Raw genomic sequence first — 21,996 nt, 5'->3', positions numbered from 1 at the left:
CCGCTATGGACAAGCGCACAGGTCTCCCGGTCGTCGGGATGGTGGGCGGCGGCCAGCTCGCCCGGATGACACATCAGGCCGCGATTTCGCTGGGACAGTCGCTCCGGGTCCTCGCGATCGACGAGAACGACGCCGCCGGCCTGGTCGCCGGGCAGGTCCAGATCGGTCACCACACCGACCTCGACGCGCTGCGCGAGTTCGCCAAGACTGTCGACGTGGTCACCTTCGACCACGAGCACGTCCCGTGGGAGCACCTGTTCGCGCTGGTCAACGAGGGCTTCACGGTGCGGCCCGGCCCGGACGCGCTGGCGTTCGCGCAGAACAAGCTGGTGATGCGCGACCACCTGTCGGCCACCGGGTTCCCGTGCCCGCCGTACGCCGAGGTGTCCGAAGTGGAGGACCTCCTCAAGTTCGGCGCCGAGCACGGCTGGCCGGTCGTGCTGAAGGCGGCCACCGGCGGCTACGACGGCCGTGGCGTGTGGATGGTCGAGTCCGACGCCGAGGCGCGCACGCTGGTGCCCGAGCTGCTCGGCGCGGGCACCGAGCTGCTGGTCGAGCAGCGCGTCGCCATGAAGCGGGAGCTGTCCGCGCTGGTCGCCCGCTCGCCGTTCGGGCAGGGCGCGGCCTGGCCGGTCGTGGAGACCGTGCAGGAGAACGGCATCAACACCGAGGTGCTGGCGCCCGCGCCGGGCCTGACCTCGCGGCAGGTGCACGAGGCGCAGGAGCTGGCGCTGCGGCTGGCGAACGAGCTGAACGTGGTCGGCATCCTGGCGGTCGAGCTGTTCGAGACCGACGGCGGGCTGCTGGTCAACGAGCTCGCGATGCGCCCGCACAACTCCGGCCACTGGACGATGGACGGCTCGGCCACCTCGCAGTTCGAGCAGCACGTGCGCGCCGTCCTGGACTACCCGCTCGGCGTGACCGACCTGATCGCGCCGACGGTGATGGCCAACGTCCTCGGTGCCCCGGAAACGCCGCGGATGTCGCCCGACGAGCGGCTGCACCACCTGTTCGCCCGTTTCCCGGACGCCCGGGTGCACCTCTACGGCAAGGGCGAGCGGCCCGGCCGCAAGCTCGGGCACGTCAACTTCGTCGGCGGCGACCTGGACAACCTGCGGACCCGCGCCAAGCTGGCCGCGCACTGGCTGTCGCACGCCGAATGGCCCGACGGCTACGACATCCACTGAGAGGAAGACGCGTGACCGACGTCGGCGTGATCATGGGCAGCGACTCCGACTGGCCCGTGCTCGAAGCGGCCGGGACGGCGCTGGACGAGTTCGGCGTGTCCTACGAGGTCGGCGTGTACTCCGCGCACCGGACCCCGCAGCGGATGCTCGACTACGCCCGCAGCGCGGCGGACCGCGGCATCAAGGTGATCATCGCCGGGGCCGGGGGAGCAGCGCACCTGCCCGGCATGGTCGCCTCGGCGACGGTGCTGCCGGTGATCGGCGTGCCGGTCCCGCTGAAGTACCTCGACGGCATGGACTCGCTGCTGTCGATCGTGCAGATGCCGGCCGGGGTGCCGGTGGCGACGGTGTCGATCGGTGGCGCCCGCAACGCCGGGCTGCTGGCCGTGCGGATCCTGGCCGCGCAGGACCCGGCGTTGCGGGAGAAGATGGCCGCCTTCCAGGCCGACCTCGAACAGCTCGTCCTCGACAAGGACGCGAAGCTCCAGGAAAGGCTTCAGTCCTAGCTCGCGTTGTACTGCTTCGCGATGAATGCCGCCGCCTGGTCGACGCTGCCGTCCGTGGCGTAGCTGAGGTGGCCGTAGCCCGGTCCGGTGCCCGTGCCGCCGCAGACGGTGTCGCCGCGGTTGCAGAACTCCAGTGACTTCGGGCCGTAGGCCGGGCTGGCCGTCTTGATCGTCTGCCCGTACAGGCCGAGCGGGTTGCCGAACGCGATCACCGCGACCACGCGCGGCGCCAGCTCGGTCGGGATGGTCTGCCCGGTGCCGAGGTAGGTCCGGATGCCGATCGCGATGTCGGTGACGCTCGCGCCCTGCGAGTAGCCGCCGATCGCGAACTTGGTGTCCGGGCACGCGGCCGCGGTGGACTTGATGTGGTTGCTCATGTCGGTGGCGCCGGGGCCCGCGCTGGTCTGGTCGTAGCTCGCGGCGTAGTTGACCGCGTAGGACGAGACCGACGCCGAGGACAGCGCGGACTTCACGTCGGAGACCAGCGGGGTGCCCGTGATGCCGAGGCCGGGCGCCTCGCCGCTGCCGCGAGCGAAGACGATCTCCAGGTCGGAGCAGGCGGCGGCGTCGGCGGTGGCATTGCCGGCCACCGCAGTGCCGGCCAGGCCGACGACGGCGCAGGCGAGCAGGGCCAGTTTGCGAAGTCTGTTGTGGACCATTCACCGAGTTTCCCGCCATCGTGTTGCCCGGGGCATCGGTGAAATCACCAGTGTCGGTGAACTCCTGGTCGGTCCGGTTTCCGGCGGGTACTCGGCGATCATGGAGTTCTCGCGCCGCACGCTGGGCATGTTCGCCGCATCCGCCGGGTTCGTCCGGGCCGAGCCGCCCGCGGCACGAGCACCCGTCGGGCTGGTGTTGTCGCACGAACAGTTTCCGACGTCGCGGCTGCTGGACTACGCGCGGCAGGCGGAGGCGGCGGGTTTCGCGTTCGTCTGGGCCAGCGACCACCTGCAACCGTGGCAGGACAACCAGGGGCACTCGATGTTCCCGTGGCTGACGCTCGCACTGGTCGGTGAGCGCACGCGGCGCGTCACGTTCGGCTCCGGCGTGACCTGCCCGAGCTACCGGCACCACCCGACCGAGGTCGCACAAGCGTTTGCCTCCCTGGAACTGCTGGCGCCGGGACGGACGTTCCTCGGGCTCGGCACCGGTGAGGCGGTCAACGAGCAGGCGGGCACCGGCCAGTACGGCCGCTACGCCGAGCGGCACGACCGGCTGGTCGAGGCGATCACGCTGATCCGGCGGTTGTGGACGGGGGAGCGGGTCACCTTCCGCGGCCGGTTCTTCTCGACCGACCAGCTCAAGCTGTACGACCTGCCGTCGAAACCGCCGCCGGTGTACGTGGCCGCGCAGGGCCCGAAGAGCGCACGGCTGGCCGGCCAGCACGGCGACGGCTGGATCACCCAGGCCGGAGCGTCCCTCGACCCGGCGCTGCGGGACGCGTTCGCGGCCGGCGCGCGGGCGGCGGGGAAGAACCCGGACACGATGCCGAAGTGGGCCGAACTGTTCGCCGTGGTCGGCGACCAGCGCGAGATCGACCTGGCCGCGCAGCGGTGGCGGTTCACGGTGAACCCGGCCGATCTGCCCAACCCGGAGGCGATCCAGGAGGCCGCGCAGGCGACGCCGCTGGCGGAGGTGGCCGGCCGCTGGGCGGTGGGCACCGATCCGGCGGTGCACGTCGCGGCGGTGCGGAAGCTGCTCGACGCGGGCGTGACGCCGTTCCTGCACTTCCCGCAGGAGGACCCGGGCGTGGCGATCGAGTTCTACCGCGCCCGGGTCCTGCCGGCGCTCTAGAGCCGCTGCCGCAGCTCGCGCTTCAGGATCTTGCCCGCCGCCGACACCGGGATCTCGTCGACGAACCGCAGCTCCCGGATCCGCTTGTAGGGCAGGACGTTGTCGTTGACCGCGGACAGGATCTCCGCCTCGGTCACGTTCTCCTCCGCCCGCACGACGAAGGCCACCGGCAGCTCACCGACATCGTCCTGCTTGCGCCCCACGACGGCCGCCGCCGCGACGCCGGGGTGCGCGATGAGCAGCTCCTCCAGCTCCCGTGGGTATACGTTGTACCCCTTGTACAGCAGCATGTCCTTCTTGCGGTCCACAATGGACAGGTAGCCGTCCTTGTCCAGCACGCCGATGTCGCCGGTGTGCAGCCAGCCGTCCACCAGCACGGCGGCGGTCTCGTCGGGCCGGTTGTGGTAGCCCGCCATCACCTGCGGCCCGCGGATGCACACCTCGCCCTGCTCGCCCTCGGGCACCGGGTCCTCGCCGCCCTCCAGCGGCACGATCTTGACCTCGGTGTCGAACACCGGCACGCCCACCGACCCCTGCTTGCGCAGCCCGGACCGGAACGCCGGGTTGATCGTGGCGCCCATGGTGACCTCGGTCAGGCCGTAGCCCTCGCTGATCACCGCGTCCGGGAACCGCGCGGCCAGCGCCTTCAGCATCTCGTGCGGCAGCGGCGCGGCGCCGGAGCTGATGCCCCGCACGCTCGACAGGTCACGCGTGGCGAGGTCCGGGCTGGCCAGCAGGGCCGCGAACAGGGCGGGCGCGCCGCCGATCGACGTGACCCGCAGCCGCTCGGCGTCGGCGAGGTAGGCGACCGGGTCGAAGCGGTCGTGCAGCGTGGTGGACCCGCCGCTCATCACCGGGACGTTGAGCCCGCCGATGGTGCCCATGGCGTGGAACCACGGCGTGAGGTTGATGCCCGAGCCGGTGCCCAGCCGGGTCGGCCACTCGTCCGGGCTGCCGACCTGGTCCAGCGTGAGGTCGCCGTCGTCGTCCAGCGCCGGCAGCGAGCCGGTGCCCCAGCAGGCGTACTGCAGCGTGTTGACGACGACGTTGCGGTGCGGCAGCCGCACGCCCTTGGACCGGCCGGTGGTGCCGCCGGTGTAGGAGAGGTGGGCGAGGTGGGTGCGGGTGTCGATGTCCAGCTCGGGGCGGGTGTCCGGCTGGTCGGCGAGGAACGACTGGAACTCCACCTGTCCGTCGGCGAGGTCGTCCGGCGCGACGACCACGACCAGCTCGACGGCGGTCCGGTCGCGCACCGCGGTGAGCGCCGGGGCGACCTTGCCGAGCGTGACCACGGCGACGGCGCCGGAGTCGGCGAGCTGGTGGGCGAGGTCCGCGGGCGGCAGCAGCGGGTTCGCCGGGGTGAAGGTCGCGCCGGCGAGCAGGATCCCGTAGTAGGCGATCGGGTAGGGGAGGCAGTTGGGCAGGTGGATGGCGACGGTCGCGCCAGGCCCGATGCCCCGCGCCCGGAGCGCGTTGGCGAACCGGCACGCGGCGCCGTACGTCTGGGCGTAGGTGAGGGAGCGGTCGTGGTGGGTGAACGCGGTTCGGTCGCCGTAGCGCTTCGCGGCGCCGGCGAGGATCGACCCGGCGGGGACGTCGGGGTACTCCAGCGATCTCGGGAAGTGGGGCGGCCATGACCCAGCAGCAGTGATCGGCATCACCCCACCATAGAGCGAAGGTGCGGCCCAGAACACAATTCCGGCTGGTGAACGACTACTAACATGGACGGCGGACTTCTTACCCGTGCGAGGAAAGGTGACGAAGGTGTCGGAGACCCCGGGCCTCTACCAGCTGGCCGAGGAGCACGAGGAGCTGCGTGCTGCCGTGCGTGCGCTGGCGGAGAAGGAGATCGCACCTTACGCCGCCGAGGTGGACGAACAGGAGCGGTACCCGGTCGAGGCCCTGCGGGCGCTGAACGCCTCGGGCTTCAACGCGGTGCACATCCCCGACGAGTACGAGGGGCAGGGTGCGGACGCGATCGCGGCGTGCATCGTGATCGAGGAGGTCGCGCGGGTCGACGCGTCGGCGTCGCTGATCCCGGCGGTCAACAAGCTGGGGACGCAGCCGATCATCCTGTCGGCGTCGGCCGAGCTGAAGAAGCTGGTGCTGCCGGAGATCGCGGCCGGGGCGACGGCCTCCTACGGGTTGTCGGAGCGGGAGGCCGGTTCGGACACCGCGTCGATGCGCACGCGGGCCCGGCTGGACGGTGACCACTGGGTGCTGAACGGGACGAAGGCGTGGATCACCAACGCCGGCGAGTCGACGTGGTACACGGTGATGGCGGTGACCGACCCGGACGCGCCGAAGAAGTCGAACGGGATTTCGGCGTTCGTGGTGCACAAGGACGACCCGGGCTTCTCGGTCGGCCCGAAGGAGAAGAAGCTGGGCATCAAGGGTTCGCCGACGCGGGAGATCTACTTCGAGAACTGCACGATCCCGGCGGACCGGATCATCGGCGAGCCGGGCACCGGGCTGAAGACGGCGCTGCGCACGCTCGACCACACCCGGCCGACGATCGGGGCGCAGGCGCTGGGCATCGCGCAGGGCGCGCTGGACGCGGCCGTGGCGTATGTGAAGGAGCGCAAGCAGTTCGGTCGCGCGATCGGTGAGTTCCAGGGCGTGCAGTTCATGCTGGCGGACATGGGCACGAAGATCGAGGCCGCCCGGCACCTCGTGTACGCCTCCGCGGCAGCCACCGAGCGCGGCGACGCGCGTGCCGGTTTCATGGCCTCGGCGGCGAAGTCCTACGCATCCGACGTGGCGATGTCGGTGACCACCGACGCGGTCCAGCTCTTCGGCGGCGCCGGCTACACCCGCGACTTCCCGGTGGAACGCATGATGCGCGACGCGAAGATCACCCAGATCTACGAGGGGACGAACCAGATCCAGCGCATGGTGATGGCGCGGGCTCTGTTGAAGGGCTGATTCCCGCGGGTTTTTTGGCGCGGCGTTCGGGCGTTGGCTCGGACGCCGCGTTTTTTTGTGCCCTTTCCTGCGACTTGCGCGAAACATCTGTTCGGAGAGGCGCAGGCGGGCCGCTGGGCGGTCGACGAGGAAACGGGGACGCCGACGCGCTGTGTGCGCCTGCTCACGCGTTCATGTCCAGAATGTGGGTTTTTCACAATCCGCTCACCTGGCTCCGGTACCGTCGACCCTGCTAGTTGAAACTTCAACCAGAACGGGGAGCTGCGATGTTCGACCGGGTCAAGGACGTGACGTTGTTGATCGGCCGGGTGGCGGTGGGGGTGGTCTTCCTCGCGCACGGCCTGCAGAAGTGGGACGCCGGCCTGGACGGGGTCACCGCCATGATGAGCGGCATCGGCGTGCCGCTGCCCACCCTGTCCGCGCTCTTCCTCATCGTCATCGAGACCGTGGGCGCGGTCGCGTTCATCCTCGGCGCCGCGCTGCCCGTCCTGGGTGTGCTGTTCGCCGTGGACATGGTCGGCGCGATCTTCTGGGTGCACCTCGACGCAGGCCTGACCGGTCAGGGCGGCTACGAACTCGTGCTCGTCCTCGGCGCGGCGGCCCTCGCGTTCGGGTTCAACGGCGGACGCCTCTCGCTCGACCATCTGCTCGTCGGGCGGCGCCGGGCCCGCAAGGCCGAGCTGCAGACCGCCTAGGCGAGCAGGTCGACCGTCGTCCGCTCGGCGGCCCTGCGGTCGTCCAGCTTCGACGGGTCCGGATTGGAGATCTGCACCAGGTGGGCGCCCGCTGACAACGGGGTCAGCAGGCCGCCCAGCACCCCCTCCGGCACGCTCCACTCCACAGTGGACAGCACGCGCGCGCTGGAACCCAGTGCGCCTGCCCGGGAACGCGCCTCCGTCAGCACCTCGTCCACAGTGGACCCCGCGAGCGCCGGCGTGTCACCGGCGATCGGGATCATCGGGCTGAAGTCGTCGCCGTACGCGCGCGCCTCGTTGAGGTAGTCCAGCGCGCCCGGCACCGGCGCGGTCAGCCCGCGGCCCATCGGGTCCAGCGCCACCACCGCCGTCGACTCGGCGCCCGCACCGGAACCGCCCGGCGCCACGAACGCCACCCGCGCCCCGGCCGGCGAAGCGACCACCTCCGCGCCGCACCACCACGCGCCCAGCAGCACGCCCGCCGTCTGCCAGTGCGCGGGCAGCACCACGGCCACCGGGTCGCCCGGCTCCACGTCGAACTCCTCGACCAGCCAGTTCGCCGTCTTCGCCGCCCAGTTCGCGGTGGTCGCCACCGACAGCTCGACCCGGGTGCCCGCCGCGTCGTCGTAGTGGGTGATCAGCGGCTTCCCCGGCTGGGCGAGCAGGGGTCGGAACAACGCGTCGGTCAGGCTCACGCCGCCGATTCTGCCTCCCGGACCGCCTCGGATCACTGCGGGGTGGTCGCGCGGGGTGAAGCGTCCGATGGCGACGTGGTCGGGTGCGGGACGGCACGGCGCTCGGCGTGGCGGCGGCACCACCGGGTCTGAGGGGCGGACCGGTTCGCCGGGCCCGTGCCGTAGGCCGCGACGACGATCGCGGCACTGCCCACGGCGCTCGTAGGCGTCCAGCGCGTCGTGGTGGAACAGCCGCGGCCGGGCGAGGTACAGCTTGAGCAGCGCGGCTCACCTACGCGCGGTCGTGAGGACCACCGTGGGGGCCGGCTTGGTCGTGTGCCGGGCGGCAGCCCACCGGGGCCGGCTGGGTGGTGGGCTGCTCGGTCACTGGGGCTGGCTGGGTGGCGGGGCACTCGGCCTCCGGGCCGGGCCGTGGGCAGCTGCGTGCCCGGAGCCGGCTCGGTCGTCGGCCGGTCCTCGGGCGTGCCCGGCTTGGTCGTGAGCTGCGTGGTCCGGTCGCACCGATCCGGTGATCAGTTCACACACGTCACGCCGGCGGGTACCGCCTGCACCGCCGCCGCGCCCGGCGACGCCCCGCCGCCGCCCGATCCGGCGCTCCGCCCGGCCAGGCCCGCGAAGAACTGCCGCACCGCGACCGGGTCCACCTCCACGATGCTCTGCTCGCCGTCCGGGCTGCGGCCGTCGATCTTGACCACCGGGATCGTCGTGAACGTGACGTCCCCCGAGGCCAGCCCCTTGGCCTTGTCCGCGAACTGCAGCAGGTCGAAGTCCGGGTCGAGCACCAGCGACCGGTGCAGCGCGTCGGTCAGCTCGCCGAGCGTGCCGGGGTTCGCCAGCACCCCGGCCGACAGCACCTTGTGCAGCGCCGAGGACAGGAACGCCTGCTGCCGCACGATCCGGTCCAGGTCGCCGCGCGGCAGGTTCTTCCGCTGCCGCACGAACGACAACGCCTCGCCACCGGACACGGTCTGCACCCCGGCCCGGAAGTCGGCGCCGGAGTCCTTGTCCTCGGTCGCGTGGTTCAGGCACACCTGCACGCCGCCGAGCGCCTCGGTGATCAGGTAGAACCCGAGCAGGTTGACCTCCGCGTAGTGGTCGACCCGCACCTGCGTGAAGTCCTGCACGGCCTGCACCAGCGCCTGCCGCCCGGCCTGGTCGGAGTCCCGCTCGACGCCGGCCGCGTCGCGCCTGCCCGAGCGCCGCAGCTCGTCGGCCTTAGCCTGCTTCGCGACGCCGTACACCGAGTTGATCTTGCCCTGGCCGCCGCGCGGCACGTCGATCCAGGTGTCCCGCGGGATCGACACCGCGTACGGCTTCGCGCCGTTCTTCGGGAGCCGCACGATGATGACCGTGTCGGTGTTCACGCCGCTGGTCTGCTCGGTGCGCAGCGTCTTGAGCACCTGCAGCGGCAGCGCGTTGCCCTGCATGTCCGTCCGGGCGTCCGCGCCGACCAGCAGGATGTCGTCCGCGCCGTCGTCGGCCGGCGGCGCGGGCTTGTCGTCCGGCAGGTCGAGGGCGTCCGTGGTGTGCACGTTGCCCTGCACCTCGTGGTAGGTCGCCCACGCATACCCGGTCGCCGCCAGCGCGAACACCGACACGAGCGCGATCAGCGTCTTCCCGGTGGCCCGGAACGGGCGGCGACGGCGGCGTGGCTCGGCCCGCGGCTCGTCGGCCGGATCCTTCGACCGCGGGAACGGCGTCGGTTTCGGCTCGTCGTCGTCCATCCCCGTGGTCTCCCCCCTCGTCAGCCCCTGGGGACCAGGTTAAGGCACCGGGAGGTCAGTTCACACACGGCACGTCACCCGCCGTGATGGGCGGCGGCGCGGGGGAGGACGAGGTCAGGGCCGGTGAGCTGGGCGGCGCCGCCACGGACGAACTCGCCCGGCGGCTCGAGGTGGGCGGCGCGCTGGACGCCGACGACGTGGGCGCGACCGAGGAGGACGTCCGCTCGCTGCCGTCGGACGTGAGCTGGTCGACGAACGCGTGCACGGCCTGCGGGTCGACCCGCACGACGTCCGCGCCGCCGATGACCGCGTTGCCGACCACCGGGATGGTGCGGAACTCGATGTTGCCGCCGTTGAGCCCGCGCATCTGGGCCGCGAACTCCGGCAGGTCCCAGTTGTCCGACAGCACGACGGACTTCTTCACGGCGGTGATCACGTCGGAGAGCTTGCCGGGGTTGGCCAGCACGTCGCGGGAGAGCATCTTGCGGGCCAGCCCGGACAGGAACGCCTGCTGGCGCCCGATGCGGTCCAGGTCGCCGCCCGGCAGGTCATAGCGCTGCCGCACGAACGCCAGCGCCTGCACACCTTCCACGGTCTGCCGCCCGGCGGGCAGGTCGACGCCGGACTTGCGCTCCCGCACCGGCGCCTTGAGGCACACCTCGACGCCGCCGAGGGCCTTCGTCACCTCGTAGAAGCTCGCGAGGTTCACCTCGGCGTAGCGGTCGATCATGCCCGGCTTGCCGATGAACGTCTCCAGCGTGGCGATCAGGTTCTTGCGGCCGGCGACCTTGGCCTGCTCGTCGGCCGACTTCAGGTCGGCGCCCTGCTGCTGGAGCTCCCGGAACCGGTCGTTGTAGGCGTAGACGAACGCGCCGTTGAGCTTGTGCTTGCCGAACCCGCCCGCCAGCTCGACCCACGAGTCGCGCGGGAACGAGATCGCCACCGCGCGGCGCCCGTCCTGCGGGATGTGCACGAGGATCATGGTGTCGGTCTGCTTCTCGCCGTCGGACTCGCCGGCGTGCAGCATGTCCAGCACCTCGCGCGGCAGCGGGTTGCCCTGCGCGTCGGTGCGGCTGTCCATGCCGACCAGCAGGATGTCCACCGCGCCGTCGAGCGGCACCGCGTGCAGCTCCTCGTCGAAGACCTGGGTGGTGGACAGGCCAGAGTTCGGGTCGCCGATGAACTGCCAGCCGTACCAGGTCACGGTGAGCACCGCGACCGACACGAGCGCGACCACGAGTTTGCCGCCCCGGCGCGCGATGATCGCGATACGGTTGCGCCGCCGTCTGGGAGACGGGATGGGCCGCGCGGGCCACGTGACCTCGTCCGCGGCGTCCAGGCGGGTGGTAAGCCCGTCGGTCACACTCGCTCCCTCCCAGCCCCCGACCCGAGTGAATGCGTCCAGATTACTGTTCGGGTGAGTGAAGCGGTCGTGGGCTGGTCCGTGACGATCTTGAGGAGGAGAAGGCGATGCGGGTCCTGGTGACCGGGGGCGCGGGTTTCATCGGCTCGCACTACGTCCGGCAGGTGATCTCCGGCGCGTACCCGGCGCTGGCCGACGCCGAGGTGGTGGTGCTCGACAAGCTCACCTACGCGGGCAACGAAGCGAACCTCGCGCCGGTCGCGGACTCGCCGCGGCTGCGGTTCGTGCGCGGCGACATCACCGACGCGCAGGTGGTCGCCGAGGTCATGGAAGGCGTCGGCCTGGTCGTCCACTTCGCAGCCGAGTCGCATGTGGACCGCTCCATCCTCGGCTCCGCCGACTTCGTGCTGACCAACGTGCTGGGCACGCAGACCCTGTTGCAGGCCGCGCTGGACGCCGGGGTGGACAAGTTCGTGCACGTCTCGACGGACGAGGTGTACGGCTCGATCGAAAGCGGATCGTGGTCGGAAGACCACGTGCTGGAGCCGAATTCGCCGTACTCGGCGTCGAAGGCGTCCTCCGATCTGATCGCGCGGTCCTACTTCCGGACGCACGGGCTGCCCGTGTGCGTGACCCGGTGTTCGAACAACTACGGGCCGTATCAGTTCCCGGAGAAGGTCATCCCGCTTTTCGTTACCAACTTGTTGGACGGTCACACGGTGCCGCTGTACGGCGACGGGCTGAACGTCCGTGACTGGTTGCACGTGGACGATCACTGCGCGGGCATCCAGCTGGTGGCCGAGGGCGGCCGTCCGGGCGAGATCTACAACATCGGTGGTGGCACCGAGCTGACCAACCGTGAGCTGACCGAGCGGCTGCTGGCCGCGGTCGGCGTCGGCTGGGAGCGGGTCGAGCAGGTCGCCGACCGCAAGGGCCACGACCGGCGGTACTCCGTGGACATCACCAAGATCAGCACCGAGCTGGGATACGCGCCGAAGGTTTCCTTCGACGCGGGTCTGGCCGATACGGTGCGCTGGTACGCCGACAATCGGGCGTGGTGGGAGCCGTTGAAGCGGCGCGCCGCGCTGGTGGGGAAGTGACGATGCTCAGTGTGCTGGTGCCCGGCGGAACGGGGCAGCTCGGCAGCGCCCTGACCGCGCTCGCCTCGTCCGAGGTGCGTGTGGTCGCGCCGTCGTCGGCCGAACTGGACGTGACGAGCGCCGGTTCGGTGATCGCCGCGGTGAACGCGTTGGCCGCCGAGGCGGCGGAGGCCGGGCGCAGCCCGCTGGTGATCAACGCGGCGGCCTACACGGCGGTCGACGCCGCGGAGACCGACGAGTCGCGGGCGTTCCGGATCAACGCGGACGGCGCCCGGGTGCTCGCCGCGGCCTGCTCGTCCCGGCGGGTGCCGCTGATCCACGTGTCCACGGACTACGTCTTCCCCGGCGACTCGTCCCGGCCCTACGAGCCGGAGGACCCGCTCGGTCCGCGCAGCGCGTACGGCCGGACGAAGGCGGCCGGTGAGGACGCCGTGCTCGGTTCGGGGGCGCGGGCCTGGGTGGTGCGCACGGCGTGGGTGTACGGCGCCGGCGGGGCGAACTTCGTGGAAACCATGCGCCGCCTGGAAGGCGAGCGCGACACGGTGTCCGTTGTGGACGATCAGCGCGGGTCGCCCACCTGGTCCGCCGATCTGGCCGCGGGCCTGCTGGACCTCGGCCGGGCGGTGGTGAGCGGGCGCGCGCCCCAGCGGCGGGTGCTGCACTGCACGAACGCCGGGGAGACCACCTGGTACGGCTTCGCGCGGGCGGTCTTCGAGGAGCTCGGGGCCGATCCGGAGCGGGTGAAGCCCTGCACGACGGCGGAGTTCCCCCGGCCGGCGCCGCGGCCGCCCTACTCGGTGCTGTCCAACGAGGCGTGGCAGCAGGCCGGGCTCACGCCGCTGCGCCCGTGGCGCGAGGCGCTGCACGACTACCTCGCCGGGAAGTAGCCGGCGTCAGCGCGGACGCAGACCGTCGACGATCACCGCGACGATCTTGTGCGCCCGCGCGTCCCACTCCGCCTCCGGCACCCGTGACAGGGCGCCCAGCAGGAGGATGACGTCCGCGGCGTCGACCTCCGCGCGCACCTCCCCGGCGGCCTTGCCGCGGTCGAGCACCGTGCCGAGCGCGTCGTCGAGCCGGTGGTGCTGGTCCGCGTAGAGGTCCTGCCACGCCGACGCTTCGATCGCCGCCATCACGCCGCGCTTGACCCGCGCGTACTCGATCAGCCGCCGCATCCACAGCGTCAGCGCGTCGAGCGGGGCGTGCTCCGCCAGCAGCGGCGCCACCGCGTCCACGAGCTGGGTCAGCTCGTGCCGGTACACCTCGGCCAGCAGGTGCTCGCGGGTCGGGAAGTGCCGGTAGAGGGTGCCCTGGCCGACGCCGGCCGCCTTGGCGACCGCGTGCAGTTTCAGCTCGCCGCCGTCGGAACCGCTCAGTTCGGCCCGTGCGGCCTGGACGATGCGGTCGCGGTTGGCGACGGCGTCCGACCTGCGCTCACGGCTTCCCACGGGGGCCACCTCCTCAAGCGGACAATTGTCCGGTACCGTTAAGCGGACAGTTGTCAGCTTAGTGGGGAGTCATCCGATGAGCGGAGTGGACGGCAAGGTCGTCGCCATCACCGGCGCCAGCAGCGGTATCGGGGCGGCGACGGCGATCGAGCTGGCGGACCGCGGGGCGGCGGTCGTGCTGGGAGCGCGGCGGGGCGACCGGCTCGCGTCGCTGGTGGACCGGATCCGGGGCGACGGCGGTCGTGCGGAGATGCTGGAGGTCGACGTCACCCGGCGGGGCGACCTCGCGGAGCTGGTGGGCCTGGCGGTGGACCGGTACGGGCGGCTCGACGTGCTGGTGAGCAACGCCGGGATCGCCAGCCTGGCGCCGGTCGCCGACCTGGAGGTGGACGCCTGGGACGCGATGATCGACGTCAACGTGCGGGGCGTCCTGTACGGGATCGCCGCCGCGATGCCGGTCTTCCGAAGCCAGGGGCGGGGGCATTTCGTCACCACGGTGTCGACGTCGGGGCTGAAGATCGTGCCGACGCAGGCCGTGTACGCGGGCACCAAGAACGCGGTGCGCACGGTGCTGGAGGCGTTGCGGCAGGAGTCGACCGACGGGGTGGTGCGGACGACGGCGATTTCGCCGGGGTACGTGCGGACGGAACTCGTCGACAACGTCGCCGACCCGGACCAGCGGGAGGCGGCGCAGCGGGCCATGGCCGAGATGGGGATCGCTCCGGAGGCCGTGGCGCGGGCGATCGCGTTCGCGATCGAGCAGCCGGACGACGTGGAGATCGGGGAGCTGGTCATTCGGCCTGTGCGGCAGGGGTGACGGTTTGGGCGGCTCGCCGTGTTGGCGGCGATTTTAAAGATCAAAAGAGTCCTCGCCGGACGGGCAGGCTCCGGGATGACCAGGGGTTGGGTGCCTCGTCTTGCCTTGGCGAGGTGGACGCTGGGTGGTCATCCCGTCGCCTTCCGGTTTGTGCATATCACCTTGAGCCAGGGCCGCAAGGTTGGCATGTTCGGCCTGCGGGTGGCGGGCTGGGTTGCGGCCCTGGCTCAAGGTGATCGTTGCGTGTCAGGCGACGGGATGACCACCCAGCTCGGGGTGTGTTCGGGGCGTGGGGTTTGCGCTAACGCTCGGTGGCTTGGCGGTAGGCCGCCAGCGTTGTCTCCGCTGTGCGGCGCCACGTGAAGCTCGCGGCGTGGGCACGGCGCTCCACGGACCTCGACGCCAGCGGCGACTCCGCCACGGCCTCGCGCAGCGCGGTGATCAGGGCGTCCACCTCGCCGTACGGTGCGAGCCGCGCGAAGCCGCCGGAGATCTCCCTCAGCGCGGGGATGTCCGAGCACACCACGGGCACATCCGAGGCCAGCGCCTCCAGCACGGGCAGGCCGAAACCCTCGTCCCGGGACGGGAGCACCAGCGCGGCCGCCCCGGCCATCACGTTGTGCAGGTCCCGTTCGGACAGGTAGCCGAGGCGGCGGCTGCGGGGCGTGCCCGGCGCGGGACCCGGCCCGGAAAACACCAGCGGCGGCAGGTCTTCGGCCGCGGCGTGGGCCCTCAGCAGCCAGTCCATGCCCTTGCGCGGGCCGGCCGCGCCGACGAACAACAGGTACCGCTCCGGCAACCCGAGGCGTTCCCGCATCGGCTCGTCCGGCGGGCGGCCGGTGAACCACGCCGCGTCCACGCCGAGCGGCGTCACCACGACCTTGCCGCGGTCCACGTCGAGCCGGGTCGCCACCGCGTCCGCCACCGCGGCCGTCGGCGTGCAGATCACGTCGGCGCGGGCGGCGCCGCGGCGCACCAGCTCCGGCAGTTCGCGGTCGCTGGGCGGCAACTCGCCGGGCGCGTCCAGGAACGCCAGATCATGAATGGTCAGGACACCCGCGGCCCGCACCGAGCCGGGAAGCACGAAGTTCGTCCCGTGCACGACGTCGGCGCGGCCGGCGAACAGCTCGATCGGCGGGAACGTCGACCGCAACCATGCCTTGCGCAGCATCCGCGCGGCGACCGGCATGCCCCGCGCCCGCGCGCCGTGCGGCAGCACGTAACGCAACCGCCGCCAGCCGCGCAAGGTGAACGCCACCGCGCGCATGTCCACATCGGACATGGAGGCGAGCTCTTCGGCCAGGGACGCGGTGTAGCGCCCGACGCCGGTCCGGTCACCCAGCAACGGAGTGCCGTCCAGCAGGACCCGGAGCGCTCGCTCAGCCACGACGGCGGGCTACCTTCCGCACCCGGCCCGCGACCCGGCGCGCCAGCTCCTTCGGGCCGCCGTCGGCGAGGTACTCCTTCACCAGGGCCAGATCCCGGCGCACCGCCTCCGCGCCACGCGGCGGCACCTCCGCGGTCAGCGGAGCCGCGCCGATCAGCCGGTCGGCCGCCGGGCGCGGGTCGCGGCAGAACTCCACCAGCGGCGCCAGCGCGGTCGGCCACGCGAACCGCTGCGCCACGACCTCGATGCGCGCCCGGCACTCCGCGGCGAAATCCTCGTCGTACAGCACCCGCTCCAGTGCGTCGGCCAGCGCGTCCACGTCCTCGGCGGGCACCACGACACCGAGCTTCTCGTCGCGGACCAGGTCGGCGAACGCGTCGCCGTCCGTGGTCACGATCGGCAGCCCCGCCCACAGGTAGTCCAGCACGCGGGTGCGGAACGCGAACGTGGTCTCCACGTGCTCGTAGTGCGTCGTCACGCCGCAGTTCGCGTCGAGCAGCCAGTTCTGCCGCTCACCGAAGGGCACCCACTGCTCGTTGAAGTAGACGTGCTTGTCGGTCAGCCCGAGCCGGTCGGCGAGGTGGATCGTGCGCGCGCCGATGTCCATCTCGGCGACCTCGGGGTTCGGGTGCTTCATGCCGAGGAACACCAGCTTCACGTCCGGCCGCCGCTGCCGCAGCCGGTCGATGGCGTGCACCAGCGTCAGCGGGTCGAACCAGCTGTAGACGCCACCCGCCCACAGCACGACCCGGTCGGCGCCGTCGATGTCCAGCGTCGCCCGCAGGCCAGGACCGGTCCGCACCGGCGGCTCCGGCGACAGGCCGAACGGGACGACCGACAGCAGCGACTGCGTGGTCGGGTCCGCGTCGTACAGCCGCGGCGACAGGCGGCCCAGCGCGGCCAGGTGCCCCAGCCAGAACAGGCGCTGCCGCTCCGACGCGCACAGGAAGAAGTCACCGCGCAGCAGCTGCGCGTCCAGCACCCGCGTCACGCCGGCCAGGTCCGCGGCACGACGGTCGTCCGGCGCGCTCTTGCCCTGCTCCAGCAGTTCCAGGTGCATCGGGTCGTACAGGTCGCAGACCACGATCTTGCTGGAGTCCTGCGCCTTCAGCGCGGGCGCCATCTCCAGCACGTGGCCCTGCAGGATCACGATGTCCGCCCACTCGACCGGCTCGGTCAGATCCCGCTTCTTCGCGGCGCTCACCGGGAACGGCGCGGGCGGCGGCGCGGCCAGCGGGTTGACCGTGACCAGGCGCACGTCGTGCTCGGCGGACAGCACGGTGGCGATGTTCCACGCCCGGATCGCCGGGCCCGCCATGCGGTCGGTGATCGCGTCACCGGTGATCACCAGGACCTTGCGGCGCTGCCCGAACACGGCCTCGATGCCGAAGACGTCGGCCAGGATGTCGTGCGCGTCCAGGTAACGCGGCAGGGGATAGGCCGGCTCCATCGCCTTGCGCATCAACGGGATCAGGTCGGCGTCGGTGCGCACGCGCGCGGCCTGCTCGGCGGCGCGTGACTCGGCCAGCGACGGCAGCAGCTCCACGAACTGGTCGATGGCCAGCACCCCGGCGAGCGTGGTGCGCGGGATCGCCACTGGCGCGGTCTCGACCGGGCCGGCCTTGGCGAGGTCCAGCTGCGTGGGGTCCAGCTCGCCGCGGGCGGTGGCGCGGCGTACGGCCAGCGCCAGCGCGGCGGGCAGCACCTTCGCGAGCGTCTCGTCGGAGAGGTTCTTATAGAGGGCGGCGAGAGCGTTGCGCTCCAACAGGAACGTCTCCCGGCCGGTGTCCGGGGCGTCCACTTCGGACATCGTGCCGTGGTGGCGGTGGTAGGCGACCGACTCCGGCACGTACCGCACGCGCCAGCCACGCAGGTTGAGCCGCCAGCCCAGGTCGACGTCCTCGTAGAACATGAAGAAGCGCTCGTCGAACCCGCCGAGCGCCTGGAAGACCTCGGCGCGCACGAACATCGCCGAGCCGGTGGCGAACAACACGTCCTTGGCGACGTCGTGCTCGCCCGGGGCGACGTCGGCCAGCGGACCGCCGGCGTGCCGCTTGTAGCCCATGCCGAACCAGGTCAGACCGGCGTCCACGAAATCCACACCGGTGCCGTCCCAGTCCAGGACCTTGCTCGCCACGGCGGCGACCGTCGGCTCGGCGCGCAGCACGTCGACCGCCGCCTTCGCCCACGCCGCGTCCGGGCGGGCGTCGTTGTTCAGGAACGCGAGCACGCTGCCGCGGGCGTGCCGGGCGCCGAGGTTGCAGCCGCCCGCGAAGCCGGTGTTGGTGCCGGACTCGATCACCCGGGCGTCGCCGGCCGCGGCCTTGATGCGCGCGACGTCGTCACCGCCCGAGGCGTTGTCGACGACCAGCACCTCGAGCTCCGGGTAGTCGAGGTCCTCGCGCAGGGCGCGCAGGCAGGCGATCGTGTGCTCCGCGCCCCGGTAGTTCACCAAGATCACCGAGACCAGCGGCAGTGGTGTGTCCCCCTGGACCAACGCCCGACCTCCGTACTCGCCGTATGTCCGCAGAGACTATCGGGAGGTCCAGGCCGCCCAGACCGCGCCTCGGCCGACCGTCGAGCGGCGCGTGATCGACTTCCGCGCGGCAAGTGCGCCGGGCAGCCGGAGGGCCACTTCGCCGAGCACACGGCACCGCAGGCCCAGGCGGAAATTGGGCGCTTCCGGCACGTGGCGCTTCAGCGGCAGCAGGGCGGTGATCGCGGCGAACCGGGCAAGCTCGCGCGCGGCGATCGCGGCCGGGGCGCAGCGCAGGAGGGTGAGCAGCCGGTTGCGTTCGTTCCACCGGTGGAAGCTCTCGGATCCCGGGTTCGTGCTGGCGCCGTGCCGGTGTGTGACGCGGGCCGTGGGGACCGTCACGATGTCGTGCCCGGCCAGCCGCAGCCGCCACGCGGTGTCGGTGTCCTCGTAGTAGCAGAAGAAGCTCGCCGGCACCCCGCCCACTTCGCGGAGGACGCGGGTGCGGATCAGCGCGGCGCCGCCGCAGAAGCCGAAGGCCGGGGTCTCCGTGGTGTCGTAGCCGTGGCCGTCCGCGGTGAGGTTCACGCCGAGGGACTGGACCTGGCCGTCGGCGTGCTCCAGGCGCGATCCGGCGGCCGCGGCGTCGCCGACGTGGTCCTCCAGCTCGGCGAGCCAGTCGGGGGCGGGGGCGGCGTCGTCGTTGAGCCACACCGTGAACTCGGTGTCCACTTCGGACAAGGCGTGTGCCGTGGCGCCCGCGTAGCCGACGTTGTGGGGCAGCCGGACGACCTCCGGCGCGGACGGGTGCGTGGCGAGCAGGCGGGCGGTGCCGTCGTCGGAGGCGTTGTCGATCACCAGCAGCCGGTGCGGGCGCGTCTGGGCGGCGAGGGCGTCCAGGCAGGCGGTGATGTGCGCGGCACCGCGCCAGGTGACCACCACGACGGTGCTGCGGATCGGCACACCGGGAGAATACGGGCCGTGCCGGAACTCGTGGTCATCGCCGAGCAGTTGCTCGCGCCCGTGCCCGGCGGGACGGGCCGCTACACCGCGGAGCTGCTGTGCGCGCTGACCGAGACCGCGCCGCCAGGGTGGACGGTGTCGGCCGTCACCGCGCGGCACGCGGAGGGGTTGCCGGGCGCGCGGATGCTGCCGTTGCCGCCGCGGGCGCTGGTCGCGGCGTGGCAGGCCGGGTTGCCGTACTGGCCGGGTGGGGACGCCGTGCACGCGCCGACCCCGCTGGCCCCGGCGCGGGTGCCGCGCGGCCGGACGTTGTCGGTGACCGTGCACGACACCGTGCCGTGGACGCACCCGGAAACGCTGACGCCGCGCGGGGTGCGCTGGCACCGCGCGGTGATCGCGCGGGCAGCCCGGCATGCTTCGGGGCTCGTCGTGCCGACGCGGGCGGTGGCGGACGACCTGCGCGCGCGGGTGCCGGTCGAGGTGCCGGTGACCGTGGCCGGGCACGGCGCGGCGGCCGTGTTCACCCGCGACGACCTGCCCGAAGTGGACGTGCCGGAGCAATACGTGCTGGCGATCGGGACCATCGAGCCGCGCAAGGGGATCGACGTCCTGGTCGAGGCGGTGGCGCGGCTCGGTGTGCCGCTGCTGCTGGCGGGACAGCCGGGCTGGGGTGGTCTGGACCCGGTCGCGATGGGCGGGAACCGGGCGGACGTGCGGGTTCTGGGACGGTTGAACGACGTTTCGCTCGCCGCGGTGCTGCGGCGCGCGTCCGTGCTGGCGGCGCCGAGCGTCGCGGAGGGGTTCGGGCTGCCGCTGCTGGAAGCGATGGCCGCCGGGGTGCCGGTCGTGCACTCGGACGCTCCAGCGCTGGTCGAGGTCGCCGGGGGAGCGGGGAAGGCGTTCCCGCGCGGGGACGCGGCGGCGCTGGCGGCGGCGTTGCGTGAGGTGCTGTCCAGTCCGGAACTCGCCGCTGACCTGGTCGCTCGTGGACGGGCGCGGGCTGCGTCCTTCTCCTGGGCGACCGCGGCCCGGGCCGTGTGGGCGGTTCACGACCGCGCCACTTCGTGAGTTCCTGACCACCGCGATCCCGATCAGCCGTACCCTGCACGAGTGGGAAGAGGCGAACCCAGCGTCCTGATCGATGCCACGGCCGTGCCGGCGGATCGCGGCGGGGTCGGGCGCTACGTGGACTCGCTGGTCGCGGCGCTGGACGAGGGCGGCGCGCCGATCACCGTGGTCTGCCAGCCGCGTGACTTCCGGCTCTTCGACCGGCTCGCGCCGCGCTCGCGGGTCGTCCCGGCGGTCCAGTCCACCGCGACGCGCACCGCGCGGCTGATCTGGGAGCAGACGACGCTGCCGTCGCTGGCGCGGCGGCTCGGGGTGGACGTGGTGCACTCGCCGCACTACACGATGCCGCTGGCGGGGCCGTCGGCGTCGGTGGTGACGTTGCACGACGCGACGTTCTTCACCGACGCCGTGCTGCACTCGTCGGTGAAGGCGCGGTTCTTCCGCGGGTGGACGCGGACGGCGCTGCAGCGGGCGACGCTGTGCGTGGTGCCGTCGAAGGCGACCGCGTCGGAGCTGGCGCGGGTGGCCCGTCCGCGGCGGCAGCCGGAGATCATCGAACACGGCGTCGATGTGGAGCGCTTCCACCCGCCGACGCCGGACGAGGTGCGGGCCGCGCGGGCGGCCATCGGCCTGGAGCGGATGCCGTACGTGGCGTTCCTGGGGGCGCTGGAGCCGCGGAAGAACGTGCCCGCGTTGATCCGGGGTTTCGTGAAAGCGGTGGAGAACCGGCCCGACCCGCCCGCGCTCGTGCTGGCCGGTCAGCCGGGCTGGGACACGCAGGTGGAGAAGGCGCTGGCGGCGGCCCCGTTGCGCTTGCGGGTGATCCGGGCCGGGTACCTGCCGTTCGACTCGCTGGCGGGTTTCCTCGGCGGGGCGGAGCTGGTGGCCTACCCGAGCCTCGGCGAGGGGTTCGGACTGCCGGTCCTGGAGGCGATGGCCTGTGGGGCCTGCGTGCTCACCACCCGGCGCCTGTCGCTACCCGAGGTGGGCGGCGACGCGGTCGCGTACTGCGGCGTCGGCCCCGGCGACGTGGCGGTGGCACTGGGCGAGCTGCTGGACGACCCCGCGCGCCGGGCGTCCCTCGCATCGGCCGCCCAGAGGCGCGCGAAGGAGTTCTCGTGGGCCACCAGCGCCGACAAACACCGCGAGGCGTATGCCAAGGCGTGGCACCTGCACCAGCGGGAGCAGTAGCCGTTGGACGCTGTTCGGCCGGATGGGGTATAGTCACTGACGCGAGGCCCCCGTAGGGCCGAGAAGTGAGCCCGTGGTGCGTCCGGACGGTCGTGTCACGGGCTTTGCGCTGTTCAGAGCTCGATGACCTGGTGCACGACGGGCATCACCCGGCGGCGCCAGTCGCTTCCCGCGCCGTAGCACCAAGCGACCGCGTCAGGGATCCACAGCAGGGGCGCGGCAGCCGAGTCGAGGTGCTCGTAGCTGACTCCCGTGTCCGAAGGTCTGCCGCCGAGCGCCCGGTAGATCGTCGTCTGGTCGTGGCGGTCTTGCTCCTCGCGACTGTCGATCACCACCCGGTGCGCCCGAGCCGAAACCAGATCCCGCACGGCCTCGAAGAGGCAGCGCTGCCGGTCCTGTTCCTCGGTCTTTCGCGTCCTTGCCGTCACGTACACCGAAGTGGCAGCGCTCAGCCCGCCGATGCGGTCGGCGAGCAGGCGACGGCGCGGCGGCTTCTCCTTCTTGAAGTGCAGCTCCCGTTGGCCTGGCAGCAGGAGCGCGGTCAGCTGCTTGCGCGTCTCCGCGAGGCAGGCTGGGTCCAGGACCGCGACGCACAGGTAGTAGCGGCTGTCGCGGACAGACTCGTCGATGAAGGCGTGGACCGGCATCCGGCAATTC

The 21,996-nt window shown here is 72.1% G+C and carries 20 protein-coding genes; 10 read left to right on the top strand and 10 right to left on the bottom strand.

Translation table 11 applies throughout. The features are described from left to right. Positions 1–5: 5 nt before the first annotated feature. Complete coding sequence (locus tag AMYTH_RS0124000) at positions 6–1,187, top strand: 5-(carboxyamino)imidazole ribonucleotide synthase (RefSeq protein ID WP_027932444.1); 1,182 nt, start codon at positions 6–8, stop codon at positions 1,185–1,187. After that, positions 1,160–1,693, top strand: coding sequence for a 5-(carboxyamino)imidazole ribonucleotide mutase (gene purE / locus AMYTH_RS0123995; protein ID WP_051362807.1), 534 nt, complete (start codon positions 1,160–1,162; stop codon positions 1,691–1,693). The genes AMYTH_RS0124000 and purE overlap by 28 nt, the downstream gene beginning before the upstream one ends. On the opposite strand, the gene AMYTH_RS0123990 is transcribed toward purE, so the two are convergent. Then, positions 1,690–2,352, bottom strand: a complete 663-nt coding sequence (locus tag AMYTH_RS0123990; protein ID WP_027932442.1) for a cutinase family protein — start codon at positions 2,350–2,352, stop codon at positions 1,690–1,692. The two genes, purE and AMYTH_RS0123990, sit on opposite strands and share 4 nt — an antisense overlap. Positions 2,353–2,452: 100 nt before the next feature. Here AMYTH_RS0123990 and AMYTH_RS0123985 point away from each other — a divergent pair, with 100 nt between their 5' ends. After that, entirely contained in the window at positions 2,453–3,487 is a 1,035-nt protein-coding gene (locus AMYTH_RS0123985) for a F420-dependent hydroxymycolic acid dehydrogenase (protein ID WP_063630407.1), read from the top strand. Here AMYTH_RS0123985 and AMYTH_RS0123980 read toward each other — a convergent pair. Continuing rightward, on the bottom strand, positions 3,484–5,145 hold the full coding sequence (locus AMYTH_RS0123980; protein ID WP_027932440.1) for a class I adenylate-forming enzyme family protein: 1,662 nt from the start codon (positions 5,143–5,145) through the stop codon (positions 3,484–3,486). The two genes, AMYTH_RS0123985 and AMYTH_RS0123980, sit on opposite strands and share 4 nt — an antisense overlap. A gap of 97 nt (positions 5,146–5,242) precedes the next feature. Between AMYTH_RS0123980 and AMYTH_RS0123975 the strand changes: the two genes are divergently transcribed. Continuing rightward, positions 5,243–6,412, top strand: a complete 1,170-nt coding sequence (locus AMYTH_RS0123975) for an acyl-CoA dehydrogenase family protein (protein WP_027932439.1) — start codon at positions 5,243–5,245, stop codon at positions 6,410–6,412. A gap of 266 nt (positions 6,413–6,678) precedes the next feature. Then, a complete protein-coding gene (locus AMYTH_RS0123970) occupies positions 6,679–7,107 on the top strand; it encodes a DoxX family protein (protein ID WP_027932438.1) in 429 nt (142 codons plus the stop codon). Here AMYTH_RS0123970 and AMYTH_RS0123965 read toward each other — a convergent pair. The 3 genes from AMYTH_RS0123965 to AMYTH_RS0123955 all read right to left on the bottom strand — a co-directional run bounded on the left by AMYTH_RS0123965 (position 7,104) and on the right by AMYTH_RS0123955 (position 10,889). Then, positions 7,104–7,802: a TIGR03089 family protein gene (locus AMYTH_RS0123965; protein ID WP_027932437.1), complete on the bottom strand. Its 699-nt coding sequence runs from the start codon at positions 7,800–7,802 to the stop codon at positions 7,104–7,106. The two genes, AMYTH_RS0123970 and AMYTH_RS0123965, sit on opposite strands and share 4 nt — an antisense overlap. A 512-nt stretch (positions 7,803–8,314) precedes the next feature. Continuing rightward, a complete protein-coding gene (locus AMYTH_RS0123960) occupies positions 8,315–9,526 on the bottom strand; it encodes an LCP family protein (protein WP_027932436.1) in 1,212 nt (403 codons plus the stop codon). 55 nt (positions 9,527–9,581) lie between these two features. Further along, entirely contained in the window at positions 9,582–10,889 is a 1,308-nt protein-coding gene (locus AMYTH_RS0123955; protein WP_157360658.1) for an LCP family protein, read from the bottom strand. Positions 10,890–10,996: 107 nt separating this feature from the next. On the opposite strand from AMYTH_RS0123955, the gene rfbB reads away from it, so the two are divergent. Next, complete coding sequence (gene rfbB, locus AMYTH_RS0123950; RefSeq protein WP_027932434.1) at positions 10,997–11,989, top strand: dTDP-glucose 4,6-dehydratase; 993 nt, start codon at positions 10,997–10,999, stop codon at positions 11,987–11,989. Positions 11,990–11,991: 2 nt separating this feature from the next. Beyond that, complete coding sequence (rfbD, locus tag AMYTH_RS0123945; RefSeq protein ID WP_209440880.1) at positions 11,992–12,876, top strand: dTDP-4-dehydrorhamnose reductase; 885 nt, start codon at positions 11,992–11,994, stop codon at positions 12,874–12,876. A gap of 6 nt (positions 12,877–12,882) precedes the next feature. Here rfbD and AMYTH_RS0123940 read toward each other — a convergent pair whose 3' ends face one another. Continuing rightward, positions 12,883–13,437: a TetR/AcrR family transcriptional regulator gene (locus AMYTH_RS0123940; protein ID WP_027932432.1), complete on the bottom strand. Its 555-nt coding sequence runs from the start codon at positions 13,435–13,437 to the stop codon at positions 12,883–12,885. A gap of 76 nt (positions 13,438–13,513) precedes the next feature. On the opposite strand from AMYTH_RS0123940, the gene AMYTH_RS0123935 reads away from it, so the two are divergent. Next, positions 13,514–14,254 (top strand): SDR family oxidoreductase, encoded by a 741-nt coding sequence (locus AMYTH_RS0123935; RefSeq protein WP_027932431.1) that lies wholly within the window; start codon positions 13,514–13,516, stop codon positions 14,252–14,254. Positions 14,255–14,555: 301 nt separating this feature from the next. On the opposite strand, the gene AMYTH_RS0123930 is transcribed toward AMYTH_RS0123935, so the two are convergent. The 3 genes from AMYTH_RS0123930 to AMYTH_RS0123920 are packed head-to-tail and all read right to left on the bottom strand — an operon-like array spanning position 14,556 to position 19,080. Then, positions 14,556–15,641 (bottom strand): glycosyltransferase family 4 protein, encoded by a 1,086-nt coding sequence (locus AMYTH_RS0123930; protein WP_027932430.1) that lies wholly within the window; start codon positions 15,639–15,641, stop codon positions 14,556–14,558. Continuing rightward, a complete protein-coding gene (locus tag AMYTH_RS0123925) occupies positions 15,634–18,138 on the bottom strand; it encodes a glycosyltransferase (RefSeq protein ID WP_027932429.1) in 2,505 nt (834 codons plus the stop codon). The genes AMYTH_RS0123930 and AMYTH_RS0123925 overlap by 8 nt, the downstream gene beginning before the upstream one ends. 36 nt (positions 18,139–18,174) lie before the next feature. After that, positions 18,175–19,080 carry a glycosyltransferase family 2 protein gene (locus tag AMYTH_RS0123920; RefSeq protein ID WP_027932428.1) on the bottom strand — a complete coding sequence of 302 codons (906 nt, stop codon included), beginning with the start codon at positions 19,078–19,080 and terminating at the stop codon, positions 18,175–18,177. A gap of 18 nt (positions 19,081–19,098) precedes the next feature. On the opposite strand from AMYTH_RS0123920, the gene AMYTH_RS0123915 reads away from it, so the two are divergent. Next, complete coding sequence (locus tag AMYTH_RS0123915; protein ID WP_027932427.1) at positions 19,099–20,148, top strand: glycosyltransferase family 4 protein; 1,050 nt, start codon at positions 19,099–19,101, stop codon at positions 20,146–20,148. A gap of 42 nt (positions 20,149–20,190) precedes the next feature. Beyond that, positions 20,191–21,339 (top strand): glycosyltransferase family 4 protein, encoded by a 1,149-nt coding sequence (locus tag AMYTH_RS0123910; protein ID WP_037322659.1) that lies wholly within the window; start codon positions 20,191–20,193, stop codon positions 21,337–21,339. A 113-nt stretch (positions 21,340–21,452) separates the two neighbouring features. Here the strand turns inward: AMYTH_RS0123910 and AMYTH_RS0123905 are convergent, their stop codons facing one another. After that, positions 21,453–21,986, bottom strand: a complete 534-nt coding sequence (locus AMYTH_RS0123905) for a hypothetical protein (RefSeq protein ID WP_027932425.1) — start codon at positions 21,984–21,986, stop codon at positions 21,453–21,455. Between the last annotated feature and the right edge of the window lie 10 nt (positions 21,987–21,996).

Source organism: Amycolatopsis thermoflava N1165 (assembly GCF_000473265.1).
In the GTDB taxonomy this organism is placed as follows: domain Bacteria; phylum Actinomycetota; class Actinomycetes; order Mycobacteriales; family Pseudonocardiaceae; genus Amycolatopsis_E; species Amycolatopsis_E thermoflava.
The sequence above is the reverse complement of the archived record's forward strand: the minus strand, read 5'-3'. Positions and strand labels throughout refer to the sequence as shown.

Bases quoted from the DNA above. Each gene is read 5' to 3' on its own strand.
- purE (WP_051362807.1), top strand. From the start codon at position 1,160: ATGGCCCGACGGCTACGACATCCACTGAGAGGAAGACGCGTGACCGAC.
- AMYTH_RS0124000 (WP_027932444.1), top strand. From the start codon at position 6: ATGGACAAGCGCACAGGTCTCCCGGTCGTCGGGATGGTGGGCGGCGGC.
- AMYTH_RS0123960 (WP_027932436.1), bottom strand. From the start codon at position 9,526: ATGGACGACGACGAGCCGAAACCGACGCCGTTCCCGCGGTCGAAGGAT.
- AMYTH_RS0123970 (WP_027932438.1), top strand. From the start codon at position 6,679: ATGTTCGACCGGGTCAAGGACGTGACGTTGTTGATCGGCCGGGTGGCG.
- AMYTH_RS0123985 (WP_063630407.1), top strand. From the start codon at position 2,453: ATGGAGTTCTCGCGCCGCACGCTGGGCATGTTCGCCGCATCCGCCGGG.
- AMYTH_RS0123905 (WP_027932425.1), bottom strand. From the start codon at position 21,986: ATGCCGGTCCACGCCTTCATCGACGAGTCTGTCCGCGACAGCCGCTAC.
- AMYTH_RS0123935 (WP_027932431.1), top strand. From the start codon at position 13,514: ATGAGCGGAGTGGACGGCAAGGTCGTCGCCATCACCGGCGCCAGCAGC.
- rfbB (WP_027932434.1), top strand. From the start codon at position 10,997: ATGCGGGTCCTGGTGACCGGGGGCGCGGGTTTCATCGGCTCGCACTAC.
- AMYTH_RS0123980 (WP_027932440.1), bottom strand. From the start codon at position 5,145: ATGCCGATCACTGCTGCTGGGTCATGGCCGCCCCACTTCCCGAGATCG.
- AMYTH_RS0123990 (WP_027932442.1), bottom strand. From the start codon at position 2,352: ATGGTCCACAACAGACTTCGCAAACTGGCCCTGCTCGCCTGCGCCGTC.
- rfbD (WP_209440880.1), top strand. From the start codon at position 11,992: ATGCTCAGTGTGCTGGTGCCCGGCGGAACGGGGCAGCTCGGCAGCGCC.